Genomic DNA, 21,745 nt, shown 5'->3' with positions numbered 1-21,745 from the left:
GACGAGCCTGCTATGTCCTCATCATCACGTCCGGTTTTCCGCGCCCGTTTGTTGCCGTATCTGCTGGTGGCCCCGCAGCTGGCGATCACCGCGATCTTTTTTCTCTGGCCCGCCGGAGAGGCGCTGTGGTACTCGCTGCAAAGCATCGATCCGTTTGGCATCTCCAGCACCTTTGTTGGCCTTGATAACTTCCGCCGCCTGTTCAGTGACGACTACTACCTTGATTCGTTCTGGACCACCCTCGTGTTTAGCGCGCTGGTGACGGTATGCGGCATGACATTCTCGCTGCTGCTGGCGGCGCTGGTGGATTACGTTATCCGGCTGAAAAAGCTCTATCAGACGCTGCTGCTGCTGCCCTATGCGGTAGCGCCGGTGGTTGCGGCGGTGCTGTGGATGTTCCTGTTCAATCCGGGGCTGGGGCTGTTCAGCCATCTGCTGAACCAGCTTGGCTACAACTGGAACTATGCGCAGAACAGCGGTCAGGCGATGTTCCTGATTGTACTTGCGTCGATCTGGCAGCAAATGAGCTACAACTTCCTGTTTTTCTTTGCCGCGCTGCAGTCCATTCCTAAATCGCTGGTGGAAGCCGCGGCGATTGACGGTGCCGGACCGGTGCGCCGTTTCTTTAATCTGTCACTGCCGCTGATTACGCCGGTCAGCTTTTTCCTGCTGGTGGTGAATCTGGTTTACGCCTTTTTCGACACTTTCCCGGTGATTGATGCTGCCACCGGCGGCGGGCCGGTACAGGCCACCACCACGCTGATCTACAAAATCTACCGCGAAGGCTTCACCGGGCTCGATCTCTCGTCGTCCGCCGCGCAGTCGGTGGTGCTGATGCTGCTGGTTATCGGGCTGACCATTCTGCAATTCCGCTTTGTCGAGCGTAAGGTGCAATACCAATGATTGAAAACCGACGCGGGCTGGATATCTTCGCCCACACGCTGCTGGCGCTGGGGGTGCTGACCATTCTGTTCCCGCTGTACGTGGCGTTTGTCGCCGCGACGCTGGATAACAACGCGGTGTATCAGGTGCCGATGACGCTGGTGCCCGGCCCGCATCTTATCGATAACATCACCCACATCTGGCGCGATGGCGTCAACGGCAGCGCGGCGTTTGGCCTGATGATGCTGAACAGCCTGATCATGGCGCTGGGCATCACCGTGGGCAAAATCACGGTGTCGATGCTCTCAGCTTATGCGCTGGTGTGGTTTCGCTTTCCGCTGCGCACGCTGTTTTTCTGGCTGATCTTCATCACCCTGATGCTGCCGGTAGAAGTGCGTATTTTCCCGACGGTGGAGGTGATCTCCACGCTGCACATGCTGGACAGTTACAGCGGTCTGACATTGCCGCTGATGGCCTCCGCGACCGCCACGTTCCTGTTCCGCCAGTTTTTTATGTCGCTGCCGGATGAGCTGATTGAAGCGGCGCGCATTGACGGCGCCAGTCCGATGCGTTTTTTCTGGGATATCGTGCTGCCGCTGTCAAAAACCAATCTCGCCGCGCTGTTTGTCATCACCTTTATTTACGGCTGGAACCAGTATCTGTGGCCGCTGTTGATCATCAACGATGCCGGACTGAGCACTGCCGTGGCGGGGGTGAAAAGTATGATCAACACCAGCGGCGGTCCGACGCAGTGGAACGAAGTGATGGCGGCGATGTTATTAACCCTGATTCCACCGGTGGTGGTGGTGCTTGTGATGCAGCGCGCCTTTGTGCGTGGCCTGGTGGAGAGTGAGAAATAGATGGCAGCGGTAACCCTTCAGACCGTTACGAAATCGTATGACGGCAAAAACCAAATCATTCAGCCGCTGAACATCACCATCAATGACGGTGAATTTATGGTGATGGTCGGCCCATCCGGCTGTGGAAAATCGACGCTGCTGCGCATGGTGGCCGGGCTGGAGCGCGTCACCTCGGGCGATATCTACATTGATGATCGGCGCGTCACCGACATGGAGCCGAAAGATCGCGGCATCGCCATGGTATTCCAGAATTACGCGCTCTACCCGCACATGACGGTGGGAGAGAACATGGCTTACGGCCTGAAGATCCGCGGCATGGGCAAAGAACAGATTACCCAGCGGGTGATGGATGCGGCGCGCAGTCTGGAGCTTGATCACCTGTTGCAGCGCCGTCCGCGCGAGCTCTCCGGCGGCCAGCGTCAGCGCGTGGCCATGGGCCGCGCCATCGTGCGGGAACCGGCGGTGTTTCTGTTTGATGAGCCGCTGTCGAACCTGGATGCGCGCCTGCGCGTGCAGATGCGTCTGGAGCTACAGCAACTGCACCGCCGGCTGAAAACCACCAGCCTGTACGTCACGCACGATCAGGTTGAAGCCATGACGCTGGCGCAGCGCGTGATGGTGATGAATAAAGGCGTGGTGGAGCAGGTGGGCACGCCGGTGGAGGTGTATGAGCGTCCGGCCAGTCAGTTTGTTGCGTCGTTCATTGGCGCGCCGGCGATGAACCTGCTACCCGGTCAGATCAATAGCGATGGCTCGCGCTTTACGCTCGACGCGCTCAACAGCCTGCCGCTCGGCGCCGGCAAAGCGCGATGGGCCAACCGTCCGCTGACGCTCGGCATTCGTCCCGAGCATATTCAGCTCAGCAGCCGTGAGGCCGGCGGTGTGCCGCTGGTGGTGGATACGCTGGAGATCCTCGGCGCGGACAATCTTGCGCATGGCCACATTGGCAACACGCGGCTGGTGGTGCGTTTGCCGCATAGCGATCGGCCGCAGGCTGGCAGCAGCCTGTGGCTACAACTGCCGCCAGATGCGTTACACTTCTTCGATTCTACCCATGGAAAGCGTCTGGAATGAGTGTAAAAAACTGGCCCTATCCGCACATTGTTGCGCATCGCGGCGGCGGCAAGCTGGCCCCGGAAAACACCCTGGCGGCGATTGATGTCGGCGCGCACTACGGTCATACCATGATCGAATTCGACGCCAAACTGTCACAGGATAAGCAGATTTTCCTGCTGCACGATGACACGCTGGACCGCACCAGCAACGGCTGGGGCGTGGCGGGCGATCTGCCGTGGCAGCAGCTGGCGCAGCTGGATGCCGGCAGCTGGTTTAGCCGTGAATTTGACGGTGAACCGCTGGCATTGCTGAGCGAGGTGGCCGCGCGCTGCCGCCACCATCAGATGATGGCCAACATTGAGATCAAACCCAGCAGTGGTACCGAGGTGGAAACCGGACGTGATGTGGCGCTGGCCGCACGAACGCTGTGGCAGGGACAAACGGCACCGCTGCTGTCCTCGTTCTCGTACGCGGCGCTGAAAGCGGCAATGCAGGCCGCGCCGGAGCTGCCGCGCGGCCTGCTGCTGGATGAGTGGCACGACGACTGGCAGGCGCTGACCGCCGCGCTCGATTGTGTCTCCATCCATTTAAATCATCGCTTGCTGGACGCCGGACGCACCGCCGCGCTTAAAGCCGCCGGTCTGCGTATTCTGGTGTATACCGTGAATCAGCCCGCACGGGCGCGCGAGCTGCTGAGCTGGGGCGTGGATGCCATCTGTACCGATCGCATTGATGCTATCGGCCCGGACTTCCGTTAATTGCCGTACTGCGATTGTGTATTGCTGTTCTGCTGGCCTGGCTGCGACTGAATCACGCGCTGCCGGGCGCTATCGCGCCGCTCCTGCAGCTTACGCTGCATCTCCTGATTTTGCTGCTGCTGATCCTGACGCAACTGCTGCTGCTGTTGCTGCTGCTGGACCTGCATGCGCGTCTGCATCCGCTGCTGGCTTGGGTTATAGCCGGGTTGATTCGGTTGGTTAGTGTTGTTCAGCATGTTCGCCATGCCACTCAGCGGCATCAGTGCCGCGATAACAATCAGCCATTTTTTCATGGTGTTCCTCCATCAGTGCGGCCTGCTGTGTGAGGTTGCTCGCCACCCGGCAGCAACCGCCGCAACCATAAGTTTATGCGATATCACAAACCCCAAAACCAGGAGTGCACCTAATTTGGCTTAACTGCTATCTTTTTTACAGTATTTGCAAACACTTGCAGCAATCAATAACAAATGTAAACAACTGAAAGGATGGTGGCGGGATGAGGATACATAACGGTGTGCGCCAGTTCGGCTGGGCGCTGTTAATGAGTTTTACCGTGGTGCAGGGGGCGCAGGCGGTGCCAGCCAGCGCACCGCCGGTGTCATATGGCGTCGACAGCGACACCTTTCATCCGGTGAAAGCGCAGCACGGGATGGTTGCGTCAGTGGACGCCATGGCAACCCGGGTTGGCGTCGATATCCTCAAACAGGGGGGTAACGCGGTAGATGCAGCGATTGCGGTGGGCTTTGCGCTGGCGGTCACTCACCCGCAGGCGGGTAACCTGGGCGGTGGCGGCTTTATGCTGCTGCGCACCGCTGCCGGCCGCACCACCGCCATTGATTTCCGCGAGATGGCGCCGGCGCGTGCCTCGCGCGATATGTTCCTGGATAAGCAGGGCAACGCGGATAGTAAGTTATCACTCACTTCTCATCTGGCTTCCGGCACGCCGGGAACCGTAGCCGGTTTTGCCCTGGCGGCGCAGAAGTACGGCACGCTGCCGCTCAGCACGCTGCTGGCGCCGGCGATCAAACTGGCGCGCGACGGCATCATCGTTAACGATGCGCTGGCTGACGATCTCGCTACCTACGGTAAAGAGAACCTGATCAACCACGACAACAGTCGCGCCATTTTCTACAAAGCCGACGGTCAGCCTTACCAGAAGGGCGATCGCCTGGTGCAGAAAAACCTCGCGCACAGCCTGCAGCTGATTGCCCAACAGGGGCCGGATGCTTTCTACAAAGGCAAAATTGCCGATGAGATCGCTGCCGAAATGGCGCAGCACGGCGGACTGATTGGCAAGGCGGATCTGGCGGCCTACCGCGCAGTGGAACGCAAGCCGGTAAGCGGCAGCTACCGTGGCTACGAGGTGTTCTCCATGCCGCCACCGTCGTCCGGTGGCATTCATATTGTGCAGATCCTCAATATCCTGGAAAACTTCGACCTGGCGAAATGGGGCTTCGGCAGCGCGGACGCGATGCAGGTTATGGCCGAAGCGGAAAAATATGCCTACGCCGACCGCTCCGAGTATCTCGGCGATCCCGACTTCGTTAAGGTGCCACAGCAGGCGCTGACCAGCAAAGCCTACGCCAAAACGCTGGCCCAGCAGATTGACGTCAACAAGGCGCGCCCCTCAGCGGACATCAAGCCCGGCAAGCTGGCACCGTACGAGAGCAATCAAACTACCCACTTCTCGGTGGTGGATAAAGACGGCAACGCGGTGGCGGTGACCTACACGCTGAATACCTACTTTGGCAGCGGCGTGGTGGCCGGTAACAGCGGCATTCTGATGAACAATGAAATGGATGATTTCTCCGCCAAGCCGGGCACGCCAAACGTCTATGGCCTGGTGGGCGGTGAGGCGAACGCGATTCAGCCGGCCAAACGTCCGCTGTCATCGATGTCGCCAACCATTGTGGCGAAAGACGGTAAAACCTGGCTGGTGACCGGCAGCCCGGGCGGCAGTCGGATTATCACCACCGTGCTGCAAATGGTGGTGAACAGTATCGATTTCGGCATGAACGTGGCGGAAGCCACCAATGCGCCGCGCTTCCACCATCAGTGGCTGCCGGATCAGCTGCGCGTCGAGAAGGGCTTCAGCCCGGATACGCTGCGTCTGCTGGAAGCAAAAGGTCAGCATGTGAAAGTGCTGCCGGCGATGGGCAGCACGCAGAGCATCATGATTGGCCCGGACGGCATGCGCTACGGCGCGTCCGACCCGCGCTCGGTGGATGATTTGAGTGCCGGGTATTAACGTCGCGCAATAAATTGCGCCGCTACCTCACCGTGCACCGGCCGGTAGCGGCGCGATTCATCGCGCATTCTCTTTCAGACGCGCCATGTAGTGCGTATCGATCATCTGGCCGTCGCGGACCGCGAAACCTCTGGCGGTACCTTCAATCTCAAAACCAAACTGCTGATACAAACCCATGGCCTGGTAATTATCCGCAAACACCGTCAGTTCAATCCGCGTGACCTGCAGCCAGTTGTCGCACAGATCCACCATCGCCGCCATCAGCGCTTTACCCACGCCGCGCCGATGGAATGCCGGATCAACGCCCATGCCGATAGTGGCGCAGTGACGGCGGCGTGCCACCGCCATCACTTCCAGCGTCAGCTGACCGACAACCTGCCCGTCAATACAGGCCACCAGCATGGTGACATGGGGACGGGGATTCGCGAGCCGCTCCTGCCAGAGTGACGGTGACTGATACGGCAGATGCAGCGTGCCCGCCTGGGTTTCCGGCTGGCTATAGATACGCGTCAGAACGGCGGCATCTTCGGGCGTTGCGTGACGAACAGTAACCTGACTCATAAAGCAGCTCCTTGCACTCAGTGAATGAAATCCCCTTTAACATCAGGGAATTCGCGCGCAACGTCAACGGTAAAAAAATCGGGAAAGGGCTTTACAGGCGAGAATGATAATGATTATTATTGTCAACGCGAATCCGGCAGCGTCTCCTGACAAACCGGGTAAGCACGACATTGCTCACATTGCTTCCAGTGTTTCTTAGCCAGCTCGGGTGCTGGCTTTTTTTTGCCTGCGCCTCAGCCGAACGCCGTCCTCAGCATTTTATCCCTCTTCTCCTTCCGTGGCCGCAACGGCATAACATGACAAAAAAATGATAAACTCAGCGTATCTCTGACCTCAGGCGCACACGATGAAGAAGAAAAGACCGGTATTACAGGATGTTGCCGATCGCGTCGGCATCACAAAAATGACCGTCAGCCGCTACCTGCGGAACCCCGATCAGGTCTCTGCGGCGCTGCGCGATAAAATCGCCGTGGCGCTGGATGAACTCGGCTATATCCCTAACCGTGCGCCCGACATGCTCTCTAACGCCACCAGCCGCGCGATTGGCGTGCTGCTGCCCTCGCTCACCAACCAGGTATTTGCCGACGTGCTGCGCGGCATTGAAACCGTGACCGATGAAGCGGGCTATCAGACGCTGGTGGCGCACTTCGGCTATAACCCGCACAAAGAGGAGCTGCAGCTGCGTTCGCTGCTGGGCTGGAACATTGATGGCGTGATCCTCACCGAACGTTCCCACACGCCGGGCACGCTGCGCATGCTGGAAGTGGCGGGCATTCCGGTAATCGAAATGATGGATTGCGTCACGCCGTGCCTTGATATGGCCGTAGGCTTCGACAACGTCGAGGCGGCGCGGCAGATGACGCATGCTATCCTCAGGAAAGGCCATCGTCACACCGTCTATCTGGGCGCGCGCCTCGATGAGCGTACGCTGCAAAAGCAGCAGGGCTACGAACAGGCGATGCGCGAAGCCGGGCTGACGCCGCACAGCGTCATGATGGAAGATGCCTCCTCCTTCAGCGCCGGTGCTCAGCTTCTGCGCGAGGCGCAGAAGCGCTATCCGCACACTGACAGCCTGTTCTGTACCAATGATGACCTGGCGGTAGGCGCGATGTTTGAGTGCCAGCGCCAGGGGTTGCGCGTGCCGGAGCAGATGGCGATCGCCGGTTTTCACGGCCACGACATCACGCAGGTGGTCAATCCGCGGCTGGCTACGGTGCTGACGCCACGCGAACGCATGGGGCGTGAATCAGCCGCCATGCTGCTGGCGCGGATTGGCGGCGATCGCAGCGTGACCGCGCCGCTGGATGTCGGTTTTGAGATTGCCGAAGGTGGCAGCATCTGATTTTGGCGATTTTTTGAGCCAGTTCACACTTTCGTGCTTTTCCGCCTGACAAGGGTTGCCAGCGTCTGAGCGCGCTCGGACAATGGCAATCAAAATTGTTATCGGTAACATTGGCAGCTTAAGCTGCCGGAGCGCAAAACCATGACCACGCCATCTCCATCGCACCACGTCTTTATCCTGATGGGTGTTTCCGGCAGCGGAAAGTCTGCCGTCGCCAATCAGGTGTCTCATCAGCTCAGCACCGCGTTTCTGGATGGTGATTTCCTGCATCCGCGCAGCAACATCACCAAAATGGCGGAAGGCCATCCGCTGAACGACGATGATCGCCAGCCGTGGCTGCAGGCGCTGAATGATGCGGCGTTCGCGATGCAGCGCACCCAGGCGATCTCGATCATCGTCTGTTCGGCGCTGAAGAAGTCCTATCGCGACATCCTGCGTCAGGGCAATCACAACCTGAAATTCATCTATCTGAAGGGTGATTTTGCCACCATCGAGTCTCGTCTCAAGGCGCGCAAAGGCCACTTCTTCAAACCGCAGATGCTGGTGACGCAGTTTGAAACCCTGCAGGAACCGGGTGCCGACGAGCCGGATGTGCTGGTTGTCGATATCAATCACTCACTGGATGAGGTAGTTGCGGCCACGGTTGCGACCATCGAGGGCGCAATCAACAAGGGCTAGTCATGAGTACCGCAACGCTGGTGTTAACCGCAGCAGGCTCTGTCCTGCTGCTGCTGTTTTTGGTGATGAAAGCGCGGATGCACGCCTTTGTCGCCCTGATGTTAGTATCGATGGGTGCCGGTCTGTTCTCCGGTATGCCGCTGGATAAAATTGCCGAGACCATGCAAAAAGGCATGGGCGGCACGCTCGGCTTTCTCGCCATTGTGGTGGCGCTGGGCGCCATGTTCGGCAAAATTCTGCATGAAACCGGTGCGGTCGATCAGATCGCCATTCGCATGCTGAAAACCTTTGGCGAGCGGCGCGCGCACTATGCGATGGGCATTGCCGGGCTGATCTGTGCGCTGCCGCTGTTCTTTGAAGTGGCCGTGGTGTTGTTGATCAGCATCGCCTTCGCGGTGGCACGTCGTACCCACGATAATCTGGTTAAACTGGTGATCCCGCTGTTTGCCGGCGTCGCCGCCGCGGCGGCCTTTTTGCTGCCCGGACCGGCACCGATGCTGCTGGCAGCGCAGATGCACGCTGACTTTGGCTGGATGATTCTGCTGGGATTGTGCGCGGCGATTCCCGGCATGCTGATTGCCGGTCCGCTGTTCGGCAACCTGATTGCGCGCCATGTGACTTTCAGCGCGCCGCCGGAAGATCATCAGCCGGACGTCAGCGAGGGCCAGCTGCCGTCGTTTGGCTTTAGCCTGTCGCTGATTCTGTTCCCGCTGCTGCTGGTCGGGCTGAAAACCATCGGCGCGCGCTTTACCACACCGGATTCACGTCTGTATGCATGGCTGGAGTTTATCGGCCATCCGTTTACCGCCATCCTGCTGGCGCTGCTGGTAGCGATTTACGGCCTGGCTTACCGTCAGGGCATGGATAAAGAGAAGGTGATGCAGGTATGCGGCAGCGCGCTGCAACCGGCGGGGATTATTCTGCTGGTGATTGGTGCGGGCGGCGTGTTCAAACAGGTGCTGGTGGATTCCGGCGTTGGCCCGGTGCTGGGCCACGCGCTGACCGGTGCCGGCATGCCGATTGCGCTGGCCTGTTTTATTCTCTCCGGCGCGATTCGGGTGATTCAGGGCTCGGCCACGGTGGCCTGTTTAACCACCGTCGGGCTGGTGATGCCGGTGATTGAACCGTTGCATTACAGCGGTGCGCAGCTGGCGGCGCTGTCGATCTGCATCGGCGGCGGCTCGATTATTATCAGCCACGTCAACGATGCCGGTTTCTGGCTGTTCGGCCGCTTCACCGGTGCCACCGAAGGCGAGACGCTGAAGACCTGGACGCTGATGGAGACGATTCTCGGCACCACCGGCGCCATCGTCGGGATGATCGCGTTTAGTTTGTTGTCGTAATGGCAATGCGCAATAAATTGCGCCGTTACAGATTAATGCACAGCCTGTAGCGGCGCGATTTATCGCGCGTTGTAAAAATGATCAATCCACCTCGCGCTCATCGTCCGGCTGATCCAGCACGGTGTACGCCACCGCGCAGAACAGCGAATTCAGGCGCTTCATATCTCCCAGCAAACCCAGATGCAGCGAACTGGTCTCGATGCTTTGCACATTCTGCCGGTGCAGGCGCTCGACGTGGGCGTGGGAATAACGGCGAATCAGGATGCGGAAACGGTGCTTGGCACGGCGCAGGCGCTTGGCGCTGCTGACGTCGTGCGACAGAAACACCGACAGGCTCAGGCGCAGGTTGCTTAGCACCTGCTCCTGCAGCGAATTCAGCTCCTCCAGCCCTTCCGGCGAAAACGCCCGGCGCGCCTGCAGCGATTTGTCCGCCACGTCGGCGCTCATGCGCTCGATAATGTCGCCTGCCTGCTCCAGATTCAGCGCCATCTCAATCACCTCGGCCCAGCGGCGTGAATCCTCTTCCGCCAGATCCTCCTTCGGCATGCGCGCCAGATAGAGCTTAATGGCGGTGTACAGCACGTCCACATCATCATCCAGCCGCCGCACTGCCCGCTCCTCGCGCAGTTCGCCCATCACCACCTTGTTGAAGCTCTCCAGCATCTGCTCCACCACATCGCCAATGCGCAGCGTCTCCCGCGCCGCGTTGGCCAGCGCCAGCGCCGGGGTATCCAGCGCGCTGCTGTCGAGGTGCTTAGGTTTGAGATGGGTCTGGTTTTCCGCATCGTCGGCGATCATGCGGCGGCACAGGCGCGCCATCGGTTCGGCAAACGGCACCATCACCAGACAGCGCACCAGGTTGTAGAACACGTGGAAGAAGATCACCATCTCTTCATCGTTAACCGGCAGCTTATCCAGCAGGTCGGCGATGTAATCGACAAACGGCAAAATAACGATGCTGCCAATCAGCTTGAACAACAGGCTACCGAGCGCCACCCGCTTGCCGGCAGCATTCGATCCGCTGGCGTTGATCATCGCCAGCAAGCCGCTGCCGAGGTTAGCGCCAATCACCAGACACAGCGCCACTTTGAACGAGATAACGCCGGTGGCGGTCAGCGTGGCGGTAATCAGCACCGCAGCCAGGCTGGAGTAGCTGATGATGGCGAATACCGCGCCAATCAGCGCATCCAGCATGATATCGCCGGTCAGCGTTGAGAACAGTACCTGCACGCCGGCGGCCTGCGTAATGGGTTTGGCGGCGGCGACAATCAGCTGCAGCGCCAGCAGAATCAGCCCGAGGCCGATGGCCGCGCGTCCGATCTGACCGGCGCGCGTCTGTTTGCGGCTGAGGAAAAATACCACGCCAAAAAAGATAAACAGCGGCGACAGCCAGGAGAGATCGAAGGTCAGGATGCGCGCCATGATGGCGGTACCGACGTCGGCTCCCAGCACCACCACCAGCGCGGGCGTCAGGCTGACCAGATTCTGCGCCACAAACGAGGTGACTAATAACGTGGTGGCGTTACTGCTCTGCACCAGCGCGGTAACGCCGATCCCGGCAAGAAACGCCATCGGTTTTTTTTCCACGCTGCGGCTTAACACGCGACGCAGATCGGCACCGTACACGCGCATCACGCCGGTGCGGACAATGTGGGTGCCCCATACCAGCAGGGCGACGGCGGAGAGAAGGTTAAGCAGGGTTAGCACGAATAAAGGCTCCTATGCGCCAGGCAGAAAACAGGCGGCTGCCTGCCTGGCGATAAGCACAGCCGATAAATACCTGCGTCGCGCTGCGTTGCCAATTTTTCGTTTAATTTAAGCGACCTGGCGCAACGTCGACATCTCTAACTGTAGTCCAATCTGCATGCCGGCGGGGTGTAAATCTGCCACGCTGCGGTTGAGCACATCCACCGACAACTCGACCTGATTCGCCAGCACGCGATAGCGGATCACGTTCCCGAGCAGGCTATGGCTGAGAATGGTGGCCGCGATGCCCGCCTGCGGTGCGCACAGCTGGATGGATTCCGGACGAATCGCCACCTGGCTGCTGAACGGCTGGCCGGTCAGCTGCGTTGCCTGTTCGGCGCTCAGCAGGTTGTAGTTACCAATAAAGCCGGCGGCGAACAGATCCACCGGCTGGGTATAGAGCGTTTCCGCGTTGCCGTTTTGTACAATGCGACCGCGATTCATCAGCACAATCCGGTCCGACAGCGTCAGCGCCTCTTCCTGATCGTGGGTGACAAAAATGGTGGTCAGCTTCAGCTCCTGCTGAATGTGGCGAATCTGCTCGCGCAGATGGCGGCGAATGCGGGCGTCCAGCGCCGACAGCGGTTCATCCAGCAGCAGCAGGCGCGGCCGCGTCACCAGCGAGCGCGCCAGCGCCACACGCTGACACTGACCACCCGACAGCTGGTGTGGATAGCGGCGCGCGAAGTCGGTCAGCTCCACCAGCGCCAGCGCTTCCATCACGCGTTGCTGAATCTCGCCGGCGGGCAGTTTCTGCATCTTCAGGCCAAAGGCGACGTTCTTCTCTACCGTCATATTGGGAAACAGCGCATAGCTCTGGAACACCATGCCAATGGTACGTTTCTGCGGCGGCAACGGCACCAGATCCTGGCCCTGCAGCAGAATGGTGCCGCTGTCGACATCGGTCAGGCCGGCGATGCAGCGCAGCAGTGTCGACTTGCCGCAGCCGCTCGGGCCGAGCAGGGTGACAAACTCACCTTCGTCGGCGCTGAAATCGATGTTTTCAAAAATGGTGGTCGGGCCGTAGCTTTTATTCAGTTGGGTAACGTTCAGGTAACTCATGGTCAGCCTCGTTCAGGATTGAGGGCATTGGCCAGCCAGGTGACCAGCAGGACAACCGCAAAATAAGAGATCACCAGCGCGCTGGTGAAATGCCCGCTGCCGTTGCGCATGTTGTAGAGATAAACCTGCAGCGTTTCATAGCGGGTGCCGACCAGCAGGTTAGCAAAGACAAACTCACCAATCAGAAAGGAGAAGGAGAGCAGCACGGCAATGAACACCCCTTTGCGCAGATTTGGCAGCACCACAAACAGGGCTGCCTGCCAGGTGCTGGCGCCCAGCAGATGAGCCGCGTCAATCAGCTCTTTCAGGTTGATGGCCTGCATATTGTTGGCAATGGCGCGGTAGATAAACGGCAACGCAATGGTGAAGTAACAGCCGATGAGAATCCATGGCGTGCCGGTCAGCATCAGCGGGCCCGAGGAGTAGAGCTGCAGCAGCCCGACCGACGAGACTACCGGCGGCACGGCAAACGGCATCAGAATCAGCACGTTCATCACCGCGTCCAGTTTTGGATAGTAGTAAGCGATTACAAACATCGCAGGCAGCACCAGCAGCAGGGAGAACAGCAGCGCACCCACGCAGATCAGCAGCGAATGACCGAGCGCGGTGAGGAAGCGCGGATCGCTCCACAACTGCGTCAGCCACTTCAGGGTAAAGCCCTGCGGCAGAATGGTATCGCTCCACTCGCTGGAGATGCCGTACAGCAGCGTCGCCAGCAGCGGTGCGGCGAGCACGATCAGCAGCAGCCAGACAATCAGGCGATGGTAGAGTTTTTCGACGCGAGACATGTCAGGACTCCTGTACGCGGGCATGCAGATAGCTGCGACGCACCAGATACTGCTGCACCACGGTAATCAGCGCCATAATCAGCACCAGCAGCATCGCCAGCGCGCCGCCGGTATTGGGATCGAGCGAGATATCGCCTGACACCAGCGCGGCGATGCGCACCGGCACCACGTTGAAGTTGCCGGTGGTCAGCGCGTAAATGGTGGCGTAGGCGCCCAGCGCGTTGGCCAGCAAAATCACAAAGGTACCGAGCAGCGCCGGAAACAAAATCGGCAGGCCGATGTGCCACCAGTAGCGCCAGCGGCTGGCACCGAGCAGTGCCGCCGACTCTTCCCAGTCTTTCCGCAGCCCGTCAAACGCCGGGTAGAGCAGCAGAATACCGAGCGGAATCTGGAACCAGGTGTAAACCAGCACCATGCCGTCGCGCGAAAACAGCTTAAAGCTGTCCAGCCAGCCGTAGTGGCGCAGCAGCAGCGTCAGGCAGCCGTTCAGTCCGAGCAGGATGACAAAGGCGAAGGCCAGCGGCACGCCGGCGAAGTTGCTGGTCATATTGGTGAACGACAGTAAAAAGCGCTGAAAACGGCCGGTGCCGAGCTTGTGCAGCGAATAACCGGCAAGCAGCGCGATCAGCAGGCCGTAAACGCTCGACCACAGCGAAATATCCAGCGACAGGCGAAAAGCCTGCAGGTAGAACGGTGAAGTTAGGATATCGCTGTAGTTATCAATGCCCCAGCGCTCATTGATATCGCTCCAGAAGCTGTTGATGGCAATCCACAGCAGCGGCGCGAGCTGGAAGGCGATCCAGAACAGCACGAACGGCAGCAGCAACAGCGAGGCCAGGGTTTTGCCCTTCATCAGCGCGGCTCCGCCAGCAGACCACGACACAGCGGTTTGTCGTGCGGGACGCCGAGCAGGGTGCAGACGGTGCCGCACAGGTCGGTTTGCTGCGGTTTAAGGTCGGGCTGCAGCGAGAAGCCGCGGCCAAAAACAAACAGTGGCACCTGCGTCTCTTCCGGCAGAATACCGCCGTGCGAGCGATCGTCGTTCATGCCGTGATCGGCGGTGACAATCACCTGATAACCGGCGGCCAGCCAGCCGGGCATCCACTGCGACAGATAGCCATCCGCCATTCGTGCCCGGTTACGGTACTGCGGTGATGACAGGCTGTGCTTGTGCCCGGCATCGTCGATGTTCATTGGGTGAATCAGCAGGAAATCGGGATCGTGCTGCAGGCGCAGGCTTTCGGCATCCTCAAACAGATGCGAGTCGGGGTAACCGTCGTCCCAGTAGAAATGGCCGTACTGGATCGGCAGGTCGGGTGCGTTAGTGTGGCGATCGCGCGCAGCGTTGAACGGCGAGCGGTTATACAGTTCGCTCACCCAGTGATAAGCGGCAGCGGCGGTAGTGAGTCCGGCGTCGCGCGCATAGTGGAAGATGCTGCGCTGATTGCTCAGGCGATTGACGCCGTTGTGAATGATGCCGCTGCGCACCGGCGGAATGCCGGTCAGAATGCATTCGTACAGCGGACGCGACAGCGACGGCAGTTCGCAGGTCAGCGTGTAATAGTGGCCGTTGCCCTGTTTGCATTCGGCAAACAGATAGCCCATGGCGTGCTGCGCCACCTGATTACTCAGCCCATCGAGTACCACCAGGATTGTTTTCATCCCCGCTCCCTCAGGTGCGCATGAATGCGCACCCTGTAAAAATTGGTGATAGGTACCGGCGCAATGTATTGCGCATTGCCGGAAAACGGATGCGCGATACATCGCGCCGCTACGGTATGTGCGACTGGCAAAACGTCTGCGTTACTGCTTCATGTTAATAACCACATTCTCCTGCCACAGACGCGGCAGCAGTTTCGAGGTTTTATCCCAGGCAGCCTGATCTTTGATCGGACGGGCATTTTTATATTCCGACTGCGGCAGCAGTTTGGCCTGCACGTCCGCTGGCAGCGTTAAATGCTCGGCGCGAATCGGGCGCGCATAGCCTTTCGCCAGGTTGATCTGGCCCTCATCCGACAGAATGTATTCACGCGCCAGCTTCGCCGCGTTCGGGTGGCGGGCGTATTTGTTGATAATGGTGGTGTAGCCAGAAGTCACGGACCCGTCCGACGGAATCACCACTTCGTAGCGATTTTTATCAATCTGATCGCGGTAGTTCAGACCGTTGAAGTCCCACACCACGGCGACCTGAATCTCACCTTTTTCGATGTTGGCGATCACCGGATCGGTCACGCCAAGGCGGCCCTGTTTCGCCAGCTCGCCAAAGAACGCCAGCGCCGGCTTGATGTTCTTCTCGTCACCGCCCAGCGCATAGCTGGCGGCGAGGACGCCATTTGCCGCCTGAGCTGCCGTGCCGACGTCGCCGATAGTGACCACATACTTACCTTTTTTCAGATCGGCCCAGCTGTGCGGTGCGTCTTTCACCTGCTGCTTGTCGATCAGGAAAGCGATGGTGCCGGTGTAGGCCAGCATCCAGTTGCCATCGGCGTCTTTCGCCCATGCCGGAATCTGATCCCAGTGCGTCGGTTTATAGGGTTGCGCCACGCCTTTGGCGACGGCAATCGGACCGAAAGCGGCGCCCACGTCGCCGATATCGGCGCTGGCGTTATCCTGCTCGGCGGCAAACTTCGCCAGCTCCTGCGCCGAAGACATATCGGTATCGCTGTGCTTCAGACCATATTTGGTGCTGAGATTGTTCCAGGTATCTTTCCAGTTAGCCCAGGTGTCAGGCATACCGACGCTGTTAACCTGGCCTTCGGCGCGCGCGGCTTTTTCCAGTGCGGCAACATCGTTATCGGCGGCATGCGCGGCGGGCAGCGCAAGCAGAACAGCACTGGCTACTACAGAAGAGATAAACGCTTTCATCTCGATTGCTCCGGGTGTAAGTTGTGGGTCGTCGTGGTCTAGTCCAGCAAGAACCGAGCCAATGTAGCCCGGATAGATGAAGGTTTTATGACCGGGGTGTTGAAATGGGATGTGGCGCGTCGTTCCACATGCGGTTACAGCGCGCTAAAGCGTGGGATGTGCCTTGTCACATTGTAGTCATCGAACTGTCATAGTGCAGATTTGCCCCAAAATGAGGCTGAAAAAAATGTCGTCGAAAACCGCAGATGTGATCGCCGCCGCACTATGCGAACGGATTGAAAACGGAGAGTTTGTCACCAGACGATTGCCGGCCGAGCGCGCGTTGAGCGAACAATATTCCACCACGCGCATCACGCTGCGTGAAGCGCTTGGCCTGCTGGAAGCGCAGGGCGTCATCTACCGCGAATTACGGCGCGGCTGGTTTATTGCGCCGCCGCGTCTCATCTATAACCCGGCACATCACAGCCACTTTCACGCCATGGCGCTGCAGCAGGGGCGCATTGCCAGCACTGAGGTGATGGAGGCGCGCGAGGTGCCGGCGCAGCTGGCAATTGCGCGTCATCTGCAACTGCTGGAAGGCGATCAGGTGTACCGCATTCGCCGCCTGCGCCGCATTGATGGCCGCGCGGTGCTATACGTCGAGCATTACCTCAATCCGGCCTTCTTTCCCGGTCTGCTGCGTGAAGATCTCACCCGCTCGCTGACCGATCTGTATGACCAGCGCTACGGCATTCACTACGGCGGCGCACGGTTTACCATTGTGCCCGGTCCGCTTCCGGCGCGGGCGGCGCCCGCACTGAACGTGGCGAGCGGTACGCCCGGCCTGCTGATTACGCGTATCAACCGTGACCAGCATAAGCGGGTGATTGACTGCGACTGCGAGTACTGGCGTTATGACGCGCTGTGCGTTGATGTTGAGGTGTGATGTATTGTGATTTAGATCACATTACAGCATGATAGCGCCAGAAGAATCTCGTCATCTGAGGCGCAAAATAATGACAACAAAACCAGCGGCGGGGCAGCTTATTGCTTCGGTATTACAGTGGGTACTAAACATTGGCCTGGTGATTCTGGCCGTTATTCTGGTGGTGTTTCTCGGTAAAGAGACCATTCACCTGGCGAATGTGCTGTTCAGCACCGGTGAGCAGGCGTCTTCGTATCTGCTGATCGAAGGCATTGTGATCTACTTTCTCTATTTCGAGTTTATCGCGCTGATTGTGAAGTACTTTCAGTCCGGCTATCACTTTCCGCTGCGCTACTTCGTCTATATCGGCATCACGGCGATTATTCGTCTGATCATTGTCGATCATAAAAATCCTTTCGATACGTTGTGCTACTCGGCGGCCATTTTGATTCTGGTGGTGACGCTGTGGCTGGCCAACAGTAACCGCCTGAAACGCGAGTAATTCCTCCCGCGACGCCAGCGTGGCACAAGCAGATGTGTCACGCTGAGCGCGGTGCGCTACACTAGGGCAACTTTTTTACCGGAGATGTCCTGATGTCGCATGACGCGCTGCGCCAGTTACGCGCACTGCACTGGCTGCCAGCCTCTTCCCCGTTACTTTCACCGCCGCTGCTTGACTGGCTGCTGGAAGAAGACTCAATGACGCGCCGCTTTGAGCAGCACTGCCAGCAGGTTACCGTACAACTGCTGCGGGAAGCGTTCATTACCGCCGATGAGATGCCGCAGGAAGCGGCGTTTCTGCCTGCCGACACGCGCTTCTGGCTGCGTGAAATCGTGCTGTGCGGTGACAATGAACCCTGGCTGATTGGCCGAACCGTGGTGCCGGAGAGCACGCTGAACGGGCCGGAACAGATGCTGCAAAATCTCGGCACGCGGCCACTGGGACGCTACCTGTTTTCCTCCTCGACGCTGAGCCGCGATTTTATCGATCCGGGCCAGATTGATGACCTGTGGGGACGCCGCTCGCGGCTGCGCCTGTCCGGCAAACCGCTGCTGTTAACTGAACTGTTTTTACCGGCGTCGCCGCTGTACCGCGCGCTGAAGCAAGGATAACGCCCCGTGCAAAAGACTTTAACCATGAGCAAATGGCAGGCCTATAGTCGCCTGATGCGTATTGATAAACCGATTGGCACGCTGCTCCTGCTGTGGCCGACCCTGTGGGCGCTGTGGCTATCCGGCATGGCGATTCCGCCGCTGTCGGTGCTGGTGGTGTTCGTACTTGGCGTGTTTGTGATGCGTGCGGCGGGCTGCGTGATCAACGATTACGCCGACCGTAACGTCGACGGCCACGTGAAACGCACCGCCGCGCGACCGTTAGCCAGCGGCGCGGTAACGGAGAAAGAGGCGAAACTGCTGTTCGCCGGCCTCGGTCTGCTGGCGTTCCTGCTGGTGCTGACCATGAACCGCATGACCATTCTGCTGTCATTTGGCGGGCTGGCGCTGGCGTGGGTTTATCCCTTTATGAAGCGTTATACCCATCTGCCGCAGGTGGTGCTGGGCGCGGCGTTTGGCTGGGCGATTCCGATGGGCTGGGCGGCGGTTAGTGAGTCCTTACCTTTTGTCTGCTGGCTGGTGTTTCTCGCCAATATTTGCTGGACGGTGGCTTATGACACCCAGTACGCCATGGTTGACCGCGACGACGATCTGAAGATTGGCGTGAAATCCACGGCGATTCTTTTTGGGCGTTACGACAAGCTGATTATCGGGTTGTTACAGCTGGCCGCGCTGGGCCTGATGGCACTGGTGGGCATTTTACTGCATCTGAACGGTGCGTTTTACTGGTCGCTGCTGCTGGCGGGCGGGCTGTTTGTGCATCAGCAGAAACTGATTGCCGGGCGTGAACGTGAGCTGTGCTTCCAGGCATTCCTTAACAACAACTACGTTGGTCTGGTGCTGTTTATTGGCGTGCTGCTTAATACCCAGCCGTTTGTTGCGCTGTTCTGATGGTGGGGTGATTAACCCCGGCGGCGCGCCGGTCGCCGCATTGGGAGGCGCGTTCTTTTCACGCCTGAATTCTGACAACAAAAACCGCGGCGCAATCTGGCGTGTGACAGATGCGCCGCGGTTTTCAGTCGTCCATTAGTCGTGCGCCACGGCACTCTCAATGGTCAGGCGGACATCGCTGGTGACCAGTTCGGCCAGCATCTGCCACATCATATTGGTACGTTCAGCATCCGCATCACCGGAATCACTGATATAGCCTTCATCACGCAGCGACAGCACCAGCGCGGTAAAGACTGCCTTGTCGAAGAACTCCGGCGCATTGATACCGTGCAGCACTGACAGACGCTGAGCCAGCGTGCGGCTCTCTTTCTCCAGCGTGCCACGGTTAATGGTCGGCTTGGCGCTGAGAATGGCGAAGGTAATGGCGAAACGCTGCAGCGTTTCACGGATCCCGGCCGCCAGCAGCTGCAGCGTACGGTAACGCGCCGCACTCATTTTCAGCTGGCCTTCCTGTACGGTGATCAGTCCCTGCCGCGCCATTTCGGCGCAGAGCGCATTCAGCAGGGCCGGCAGTTCGGCACTGTCCCAGCGCAGGAACAGTTCGCTCTTCAGCATCGGATAGACCAGGCTGACCTGACGCAGCAGTTCCGCCTCGCTGATCTCCCGATGCTGCTGCACGATAGCGGCAATCAGCGACGGCATCACCAGCATATGGTGGATGTTGTTGCGATAGTAGGTCATCAGCACCGCCTGCTCGCGCGGCAGAATGATGATCTCGCCAATACTGTCCTGCTCGGTCTCGAACTTGTTCATGCCCATGGCGTGATCGAGCAGCGCTTCAGCGCTGAGATCCGGCACGGTTGACTCGGGTGAGTACGGCACATTGCGCAGCAGCTGGGTGTAGCACTCCAGCTGTTCCGTCAGCTGTTCACGCGTCAGCGAACGCTGGCGCGATGCCAGCAGCGCGGTCACGCACAGGTTCATGGCGTTGGCCGCGCCGGCTTCGTTGATGCGTACCATCAGACGTGCCGCGATATCGTTCACTACCGGCGTCATCCACGCCGGACGCTGAGGATCGATAGGGTCAATCGCTTCACGCCACTCCGGAACCTGTTTGTTGAGATAGTTAACCAGCGACAGCGGCTCACCGAAGTTCACATAGCCCTGGCCGAGGTTACGCAGCTTGCGCAGGCCGCGCACCATCTGCATGAAGCCCTCTTTCTCTTTCGCGGCACCGCGCAGCTCTTTGGCATAAGTGCCGACTTCCATCACGTGCTCATAACCGATGTAGATCGGCACAAAGGTGATAGGACGGCTGCCGCCGCGCAGCAGCGCCTGTAACGTCATCGACAGCGTGCCGGTTTTCGGGTCGAGCAGACGGCCAGTACGTGAGCGCCCGCCTTCAACAAAATACTCAACTGAATAGCCGCGGCTGAACAGCTCGCCCAGATACTCGCGGAACACCGTGGAGTAGAGCTTGTTGCCTTTGAAGGTACGACGAATAAAGAAGGCACCGAGGCGACGGAAAATCGGTCCGGCTGGCCAGAAGTTGAGATTGATACCGGCAGCAATGTGCGGCGGCACCAGGCCCTGATGATAGAGCACGTAGGACAGCAGCAGATAATCCATGTGGCTGCGGTGGCAGGGCACGTAAACAATTTCGTGACCATCCTGCGCCAGCTGGCGCACGCGTTCGCCGCCGTGCACGTTAATGCCCTGATAGAGCCGACTCCACAGCCAGCCCATCACACGGTCAGTCACGCGGATCGCTTCGTACGAGAAATCCGCCGCCACTTCTTCCATCATTTCGATGGCATTCTGCTGCGCTTTTTCATGCGAAATCTTCTTGCTGCGCGCTTCGTCTTCAACCGCTTTCTCAATCGCTTTGGATTGCAGCAGCTTGTTGAACAGATCCTGGCGTGCCGGCAGACGCGGGCCGACGGCTGCCAGCCGCTGGCGGGCAAAATGAATGCGTGCGACACGTGCCAGCTTCTGCGCGATCGACTGATCGGTACCGTGTTCGGTGGCCATCTGACGCAGTGAAACCGTGGGCGAGAAGCGGACAAAGCTGTCGCGACCGTGCCACAGGATGGCAAAGAACTTCTGTATACCGTTAAGAATACGCAGATGTGGCGTCGGTTCGCCCTGAATTTCACGGCCTGGCGCACGGCCAAACATCACGGAAACCGGCAGCATCTGTACGTCCAGCGCCGCATTATTGCGGTGCAGATCGAGGTAGTCATGGAAAAGCTTGACCGACTCCGGGTTCGCCACGAAATAGGGGAAGACGCGCGGCCCATCGTGAATAAATACGTGGCGCGGCAGCAGGGTGCCGTCAATCTCCAGCGGCGCCAGCGGATCCGGCAGATCGTGCTTCAGGCACTGTGCGCGTAGCGTGAGCAGGTCCGCCTTTGAATCATAAGGCAAAACATACATCACCGGACGGGTCGGATCGATACCGTGTTCCGAGATCGGATCGGTCGGAATGACCTTACTTTTTACCAAAATAGAGAGTGGTAAATTCAACAATTTGTAATAGAGTTTACGCCAACCTGACATAGACAACTTGAAGCCTCTTGTTAGCAAAGCGCGGCAAGCATACCAGAAAGTGCGGCGAAGATCTGTGGCTGTGCCACCTCGCGCGCCCA

General features: G+C 59.0%; 21 protein-coding genes. 12 read left to right on the top strand and 9 right to left on the bottom strand.

Features of this window, described 5'->3' with window-relative positions; genetic code table 11:
- Positions 1 to 12: 12 nt before the first annotated feature.
- From ugpA to ugpQ, 4 genes are read left to right on the top strand one after another with little or no spacing between them, the layout of a single operon-like run.
- Positions 13 to 903 (top strand): sn-glycerol-3-phosphate ABC transporter permease UgpA, encoded by an 891-nt coding sequence (ugpA, locus tag E7738_RS12445; RefSeq protein WP_031279792.1) that lies wholly within the window; start codon positions 13 to 15, stop codon positions 901 to 903.
- Positions 900 to 1,742 carry a sn-glycerol-3-phosphate ABC transporter permease UgpE gene (ugpE, locus tag E7738_RS12440; RefSeq protein WP_262256560.1) on the top strand — a complete coding sequence of 281 codons (843 nt, stop codon included), beginning with the start codon at positions 900 to 902 and terminating at the stop codon, positions 1,740 to 1,742. The genes ugpA and ugpE overlap by 4 nt, the downstream gene beginning before the upstream one ends.
- Positions 1,743 to 2,816, top strand: a complete 1,074-nt coding sequence (locus tag E7738_RS12435) for a sn-glycerol-3-phosphate import ATP-binding protein UgpC (RefSeq protein ID WP_262256559.1) — start codon at positions 1,743 to 1,745, stop codon at positions 2,814 to 2,816.
- A complete protein-coding gene (ugpQ, locus tag E7738_RS12430; protein WP_262256558.1) occupies positions 2,813 to 3,556 on the top strand; it encodes a glycerophosphodiester phosphodiesterase in 744 nt (247 codons plus the stop codon). The genes E7738_RS12435 and ugpQ overlap by 4 nt, the downstream gene beginning before the upstream one ends.
- On the opposite strand, the gene E7738_RS12425 is transcribed toward ugpQ, so the two are convergent.
- Entirely contained in the window at positions 3,553 to 3,849 is a 297-nt protein-coding gene (locus E7738_RS12425; RefSeq protein WP_262256557.1) for a DUF2756 domain-containing protein, read from the bottom strand. The genes ugpQ and E7738_RS12425 overlap by 4 nt on opposite strands.
- Positions 3,850 to 4,052: 203 nt before the next feature.
- Here E7738_RS12425 and ggt point away from each other — a divergent pair, with 203 nt between their 5' ends.
- Positions 4,053 to 5,804 carry a gamma-glutamyltransferase gene (ggt, locus tag E7738_RS12420; protein ID WP_215786746.1) on the top strand — a complete coding sequence of 584 codons (1,752 nt, stop codon included), beginning with the start codon at positions 4,053 to 4,055 and terminating at the stop codon, positions 5,802 to 5,804.
- Positions 5,805 to 5,861: 57 nt separating this feature from the next.
- Here ggt and E7738_RS12415 read toward each other — a convergent pair whose 3' ends face one another.
- Complete coding sequence (locus E7738_RS12415) at positions 5,862 to 6,365, bottom strand: GNAT family N-acetyltransferase (protein ID WP_262256555.1); 504 nt, start codon at positions 6,363 to 6,365, stop codon at positions 5,862 to 5,864.
- A gap of 346 nt (positions 6,366 to 6,711) precedes the next feature.
- Here E7738_RS12415 and gntR point away from each other — a divergent pair, with 346 nt between their 5' ends.
- The 3 genes from gntR to gntU all read left to right on the top strand — a co-directional run bounded on the left by gntR (position 6,712) and on the right by gntU (position 9,728).
- Positions 6,712 to 7,707 (top strand): gluconate operon transcriptional repressor GntR, encoded by a 996-nt coding sequence (gene gntR, locus E7738_RS12410; protein ID WP_021507996.1) that lies wholly within the window; start codon positions 6,712 to 6,714, stop codon positions 7,705 to 7,707.
- A gap of 141 nt (positions 7,708 to 7,848) precedes the next feature.
- Complete coding sequence (gene gntK / locus E7738_RS12405; protein WP_010615889.1) at positions 7,849 to 8,385, top strand: gluconokinase; 537 nt, start codon at positions 7,849 to 7,851, stop codon at positions 8,383 to 8,385.
- 2 nt (positions 8,386 to 8,387) lie between these two features.
- Positions 8,388 to 9,728 (top strand): gluconate transporter, encoded by a 1,341-nt coding sequence (gntU, locus tag E7738_RS12400; RefSeq protein ID WP_021507994.1) that lies wholly within the window; start codon positions 8,388 to 8,390, stop codon positions 9,726 to 9,728.
- Positions 9,729 to 9,809: 81 nt separating this feature from the next.
- Here the strand turns inward: gntU and E7738_RS12395 are convergent, their stop codons facing one another.
- The 6 genes from E7738_RS12395 to E7738_RS12370 form a co-directional block, all read right to left on the bottom strand.
- Positions 9,810 to 11,435: a Na/Pi cotransporter family protein gene (locus E7738_RS12395; RefSeq protein ID WP_058757573.1), complete on the bottom strand. Its 1,626-nt coding sequence runs from the start codon at positions 11,433 to 11,435 to the stop codon at positions 9,810 to 9,812.
- A 108-nt stretch (positions 11,436 to 11,543) separates the two neighbouring features.
- Positions 11,544 to 12,536 (bottom strand): ABC transporter ATP-binding protein, encoded by a 993-nt coding sequence (locus E7738_RS12390; protein ID WP_021507867.1) that lies wholly within the window; start codon positions 12,534 to 12,536, stop codon positions 11,544 to 11,546.
- A gap of 2 nt (positions 12,537 to 12,538) precedes the next feature.
- On the bottom strand, positions 12,539 to 13,324 hold the full coding sequence (locus E7738_RS12385; RefSeq protein WP_058757571.1) for an ABC transporter permease: 786 nt from the start codon (positions 13,322 to 13,324) through the stop codon (positions 12,539 to 12,541).
- Between the two features lies 1 nt (position 13,325).
- Complete coding sequence (locus E7738_RS12380; protein ID WP_021507865.1) at positions 13,326 to 14,177, bottom strand: ABC transporter permease; 852 nt, start codon at positions 14,175 to 14,177, stop codon at positions 13,326 to 13,328.
- The gene (locus tag E7738_RS12375; protein ID WP_394515680.1) at positions 14,177 to 14,986 is read right to left on the bottom strand and encodes an alkaline phosphatase family protein; all 810 of its coding nucleotides are present in this window, start codon (positions 14,984 to 14,986) and stop codon (positions 14,177 to 14,179) included. The genes E7738_RS12380 and E7738_RS12375 overlap by 1 nt, the downstream gene beginning before the upstream one ends.
- Before the next feature lie 141 nt (positions 14,987 to 15,127).
- Positions 15,128 to 16,189: an ABC transporter substrate-binding protein gene (locus E7738_RS12370; protein ID WP_394515679.1), complete on the bottom strand. Its 1,062-nt coding sequence runs from the start codon at positions 16,187 to 16,189 to the stop codon at positions 15,128 to 15,130.
- Positions 16,190 to 16,415: 226 nt separating this feature from the next.
- On the opposite strand from E7738_RS12370, the gene E7738_RS12365 reads away from it, so the two are divergent.
- The 4 genes from E7738_RS12365 to ubiA all read left to right on the top strand — a co-directional run bounded on the left by E7738_RS12365 (position 16,416) and on the right by ubiA (position 19,097).
- On the top strand, positions 16,416 to 17,114 hold the full coding sequence (locus E7738_RS12365; protein WP_021507862.1) for a UTRA domain-containing protein: 699 nt from the start codon (positions 16,416 to 16,418) through the stop codon (positions 17,112 to 17,114).
- Between the two features lie 70 nt (positions 17,115 to 17,184).
- Entirely contained in the window at positions 17,185 to 17,595 is a 411-nt protein-coding gene (gene psiE / locus E7738_RS12360; protein WP_010616618.1) for a phosphate-starvation-inducible protein PsiE, read from the top strand.
- Positions 17,596 to 17,687: 92 nt separating this feature from the next.
- Positions 17,688 to 18,206 (top strand): chorismate lyase, encoded by a 519-nt coding sequence (ubiC, locus tag E7738_RS12355; protein ID WP_010616617.1) that lies wholly within the window; start codon positions 17,688 to 17,690, stop codon positions 18,204 to 18,206.
- 24 nt (positions 18,207 to 18,230) lie between these two features.
- Positions 18,231 to 19,097 carry a 4-hydroxybenzoate octaprenyltransferase gene (ubiA, locus tag E7738_RS12350; RefSeq protein WP_176428066.1) on the top strand — a complete coding sequence of 289 codons (867 nt, stop codon included), beginning with the start codon at positions 18,231 to 18,233 and terminating at the stop codon, positions 19,095 to 19,097.
- Between the two features lie 135 nt (positions 19,098 to 19,232).
- Here ubiA and plsB read toward each other — a convergent pair whose 3' ends face one another.
- Positions 19,233 to 21,656, bottom strand: a complete 2,424-nt coding sequence (gene plsB, locus E7738_RS12345; RefSeq protein WP_059009901.1) for a glycerol-3-phosphate 1-O-acyltransferase PlsB — start codon at positions 21,654 to 21,656, stop codon at positions 19,233 to 19,235.
- Positions 21,657 to 21,745 lie beyond the last annotated feature (89 nt).

It is taken from the genome of Pantoea sp. SGAir0430 (assembly GCF_043549295.1).
Note: the sequence above shows the minus strand (reverse complement) of the source record. Positions and strands in the feature narration are given on the sequence as shown.

What these genes read in the sequence shown, in the direction of transcription:
- E7738_RS12415 (WP_262256555.1), bottom strand. Translation starts at nt 6,365, where the DNA reads ATGAGTCAGGTTACTGTTCGTCACGCAACGCCCGAAGATGCCGCCGTT.
- E7738_RS12365 (WP_021507862.1), top strand. Translation starts at nt 16,416, where the DNA reads ATGTCGTCGAAAACCGCAGATGTGATCGCCGCCGCACTATGCGAACGG.
- ubiA (WP_176428066.1), top strand. Translation starts at nt 18,231, where the DNA reads ATGAGCAAATGGCAGGCCTATAGTCGCCTGATGCGTATTGATAAACCG.
- ugpQ (WP_262256558.1), top strand. Translation starts at nt 2,813, where the DNA reads ATGAGTGTAAAAAACTGGCCCTATCCGCACATTGTTGCGCATCGCGGC.
- ugpE (WP_262256560.1), top strand. Translation starts at nt 900, where the DNA reads ATGATTGAAAACCGACGCGGGCTGGATATCTTCGCCCACACGCTGCTG.
- E7738_RS12425 (WP_262256557.1), bottom strand. Translation starts at nt 3,849, where the DNA reads ATGAAAAAATGGCTGATTGTTATCGCGGCACTGATGCCGCTGAGTGGC.
- gntU (WP_021507994.1), top strand. Translation starts at nt 8,388, where the DNA reads ATGAGTACCGCAACGCTGGTGTTAACCGCAGCAGGCTCTGTCCTGCTG.
- gntR (WP_021507996.1), top strand. Translation starts at nt 6,712, where the DNA reads ATGAAGAAGAAAAGACCGGTATTACAGGATGTTGCCGATCGCGTCGGC.
- gntK (WP_010615889.1), top strand. Translation starts at nt 7,849, where the DNA reads ATGACCACGCCATCTCCATCGCACCACGTCTTTATCCTGATGGGTGTT.
- psiE (WP_010616618.1), top strand. Translation starts at nt 17,185, where the DNA reads ATGACAACAAAACCAGCGGCGGGGCAGCTTATTGCTTCGGTATTACAG.
- ugpA (WP_031279792.1), top strand. Translation starts at nt 13, where the DNA reads ATGTCCTCATCATCACGTCCGGTTTTCCGCGCCCGTTTGTTGCCGTAT.
- plsB (WP_059009901.1), bottom strand. Translation starts at nt 21,656, where the DNA reads ATGTCAGGTTGGCGTAAACTCTATTACAAATTGTTGAATTTACCACTC.
- E7738_RS12370 (WP_394515679.1), bottom strand. Translation starts at nt 16,189, where the DNA reads ATGAAAGCGTTTATCTCTTCTGTAGTAGCCAGTGCTGTTCTGCTTGCG.
- E7738_RS12435 (WP_262256559.1), top strand. Translation starts at nt 1,743, where the DNA reads ATGGCAGCGGTAACCCTTCAGACCGTTACGAAATCGTATGACGGCAAA.
- E7738_RS12375 (WP_394515680.1), bottom strand. Translation starts at nt 14,986, where the DNA reads ATGAAAACAATCCTGGTGGTACTCGATGGGCTGAGTAATCAGGTGGCG.
- E7738_RS12385 (WP_058757571.1), bottom strand. Translation starts at nt 13,324, where the DNA reads ATGTCTCGCGTCGAAAAACTCTACCATCGCCTGATTGTCTGGCTGCTG.
- ggt (WP_215786746.1), top strand. Translation starts at nt 4,053, where the DNA reads ATGAGGATACATAACGGTGTGCGCCAGTTCGGCTGGGCGCTGTTAATG.
- ubiC (WP_010616617.1), top strand. Translation starts at nt 17,688, where the DNA reads ATGTCGCATGACGCGCTGCGCCAGTTACGCGCACTGCACTGGCTGCCA.
- E7738_RS12390 (WP_021507867.1), bottom strand. Translation starts at nt 12,536, where the DNA reads ATGAGTTACCTGAACGTTACCCAACTGAATAAAAGCTACGGCCCGACC.
- E7738_RS12380 (WP_021507865.1), bottom strand. Translation starts at nt 14,177, where the DNA reads ATGAAGGGCAAAACCCTGGCCTCGCTGTTGCTGCTGCCGTTCGTGCTG.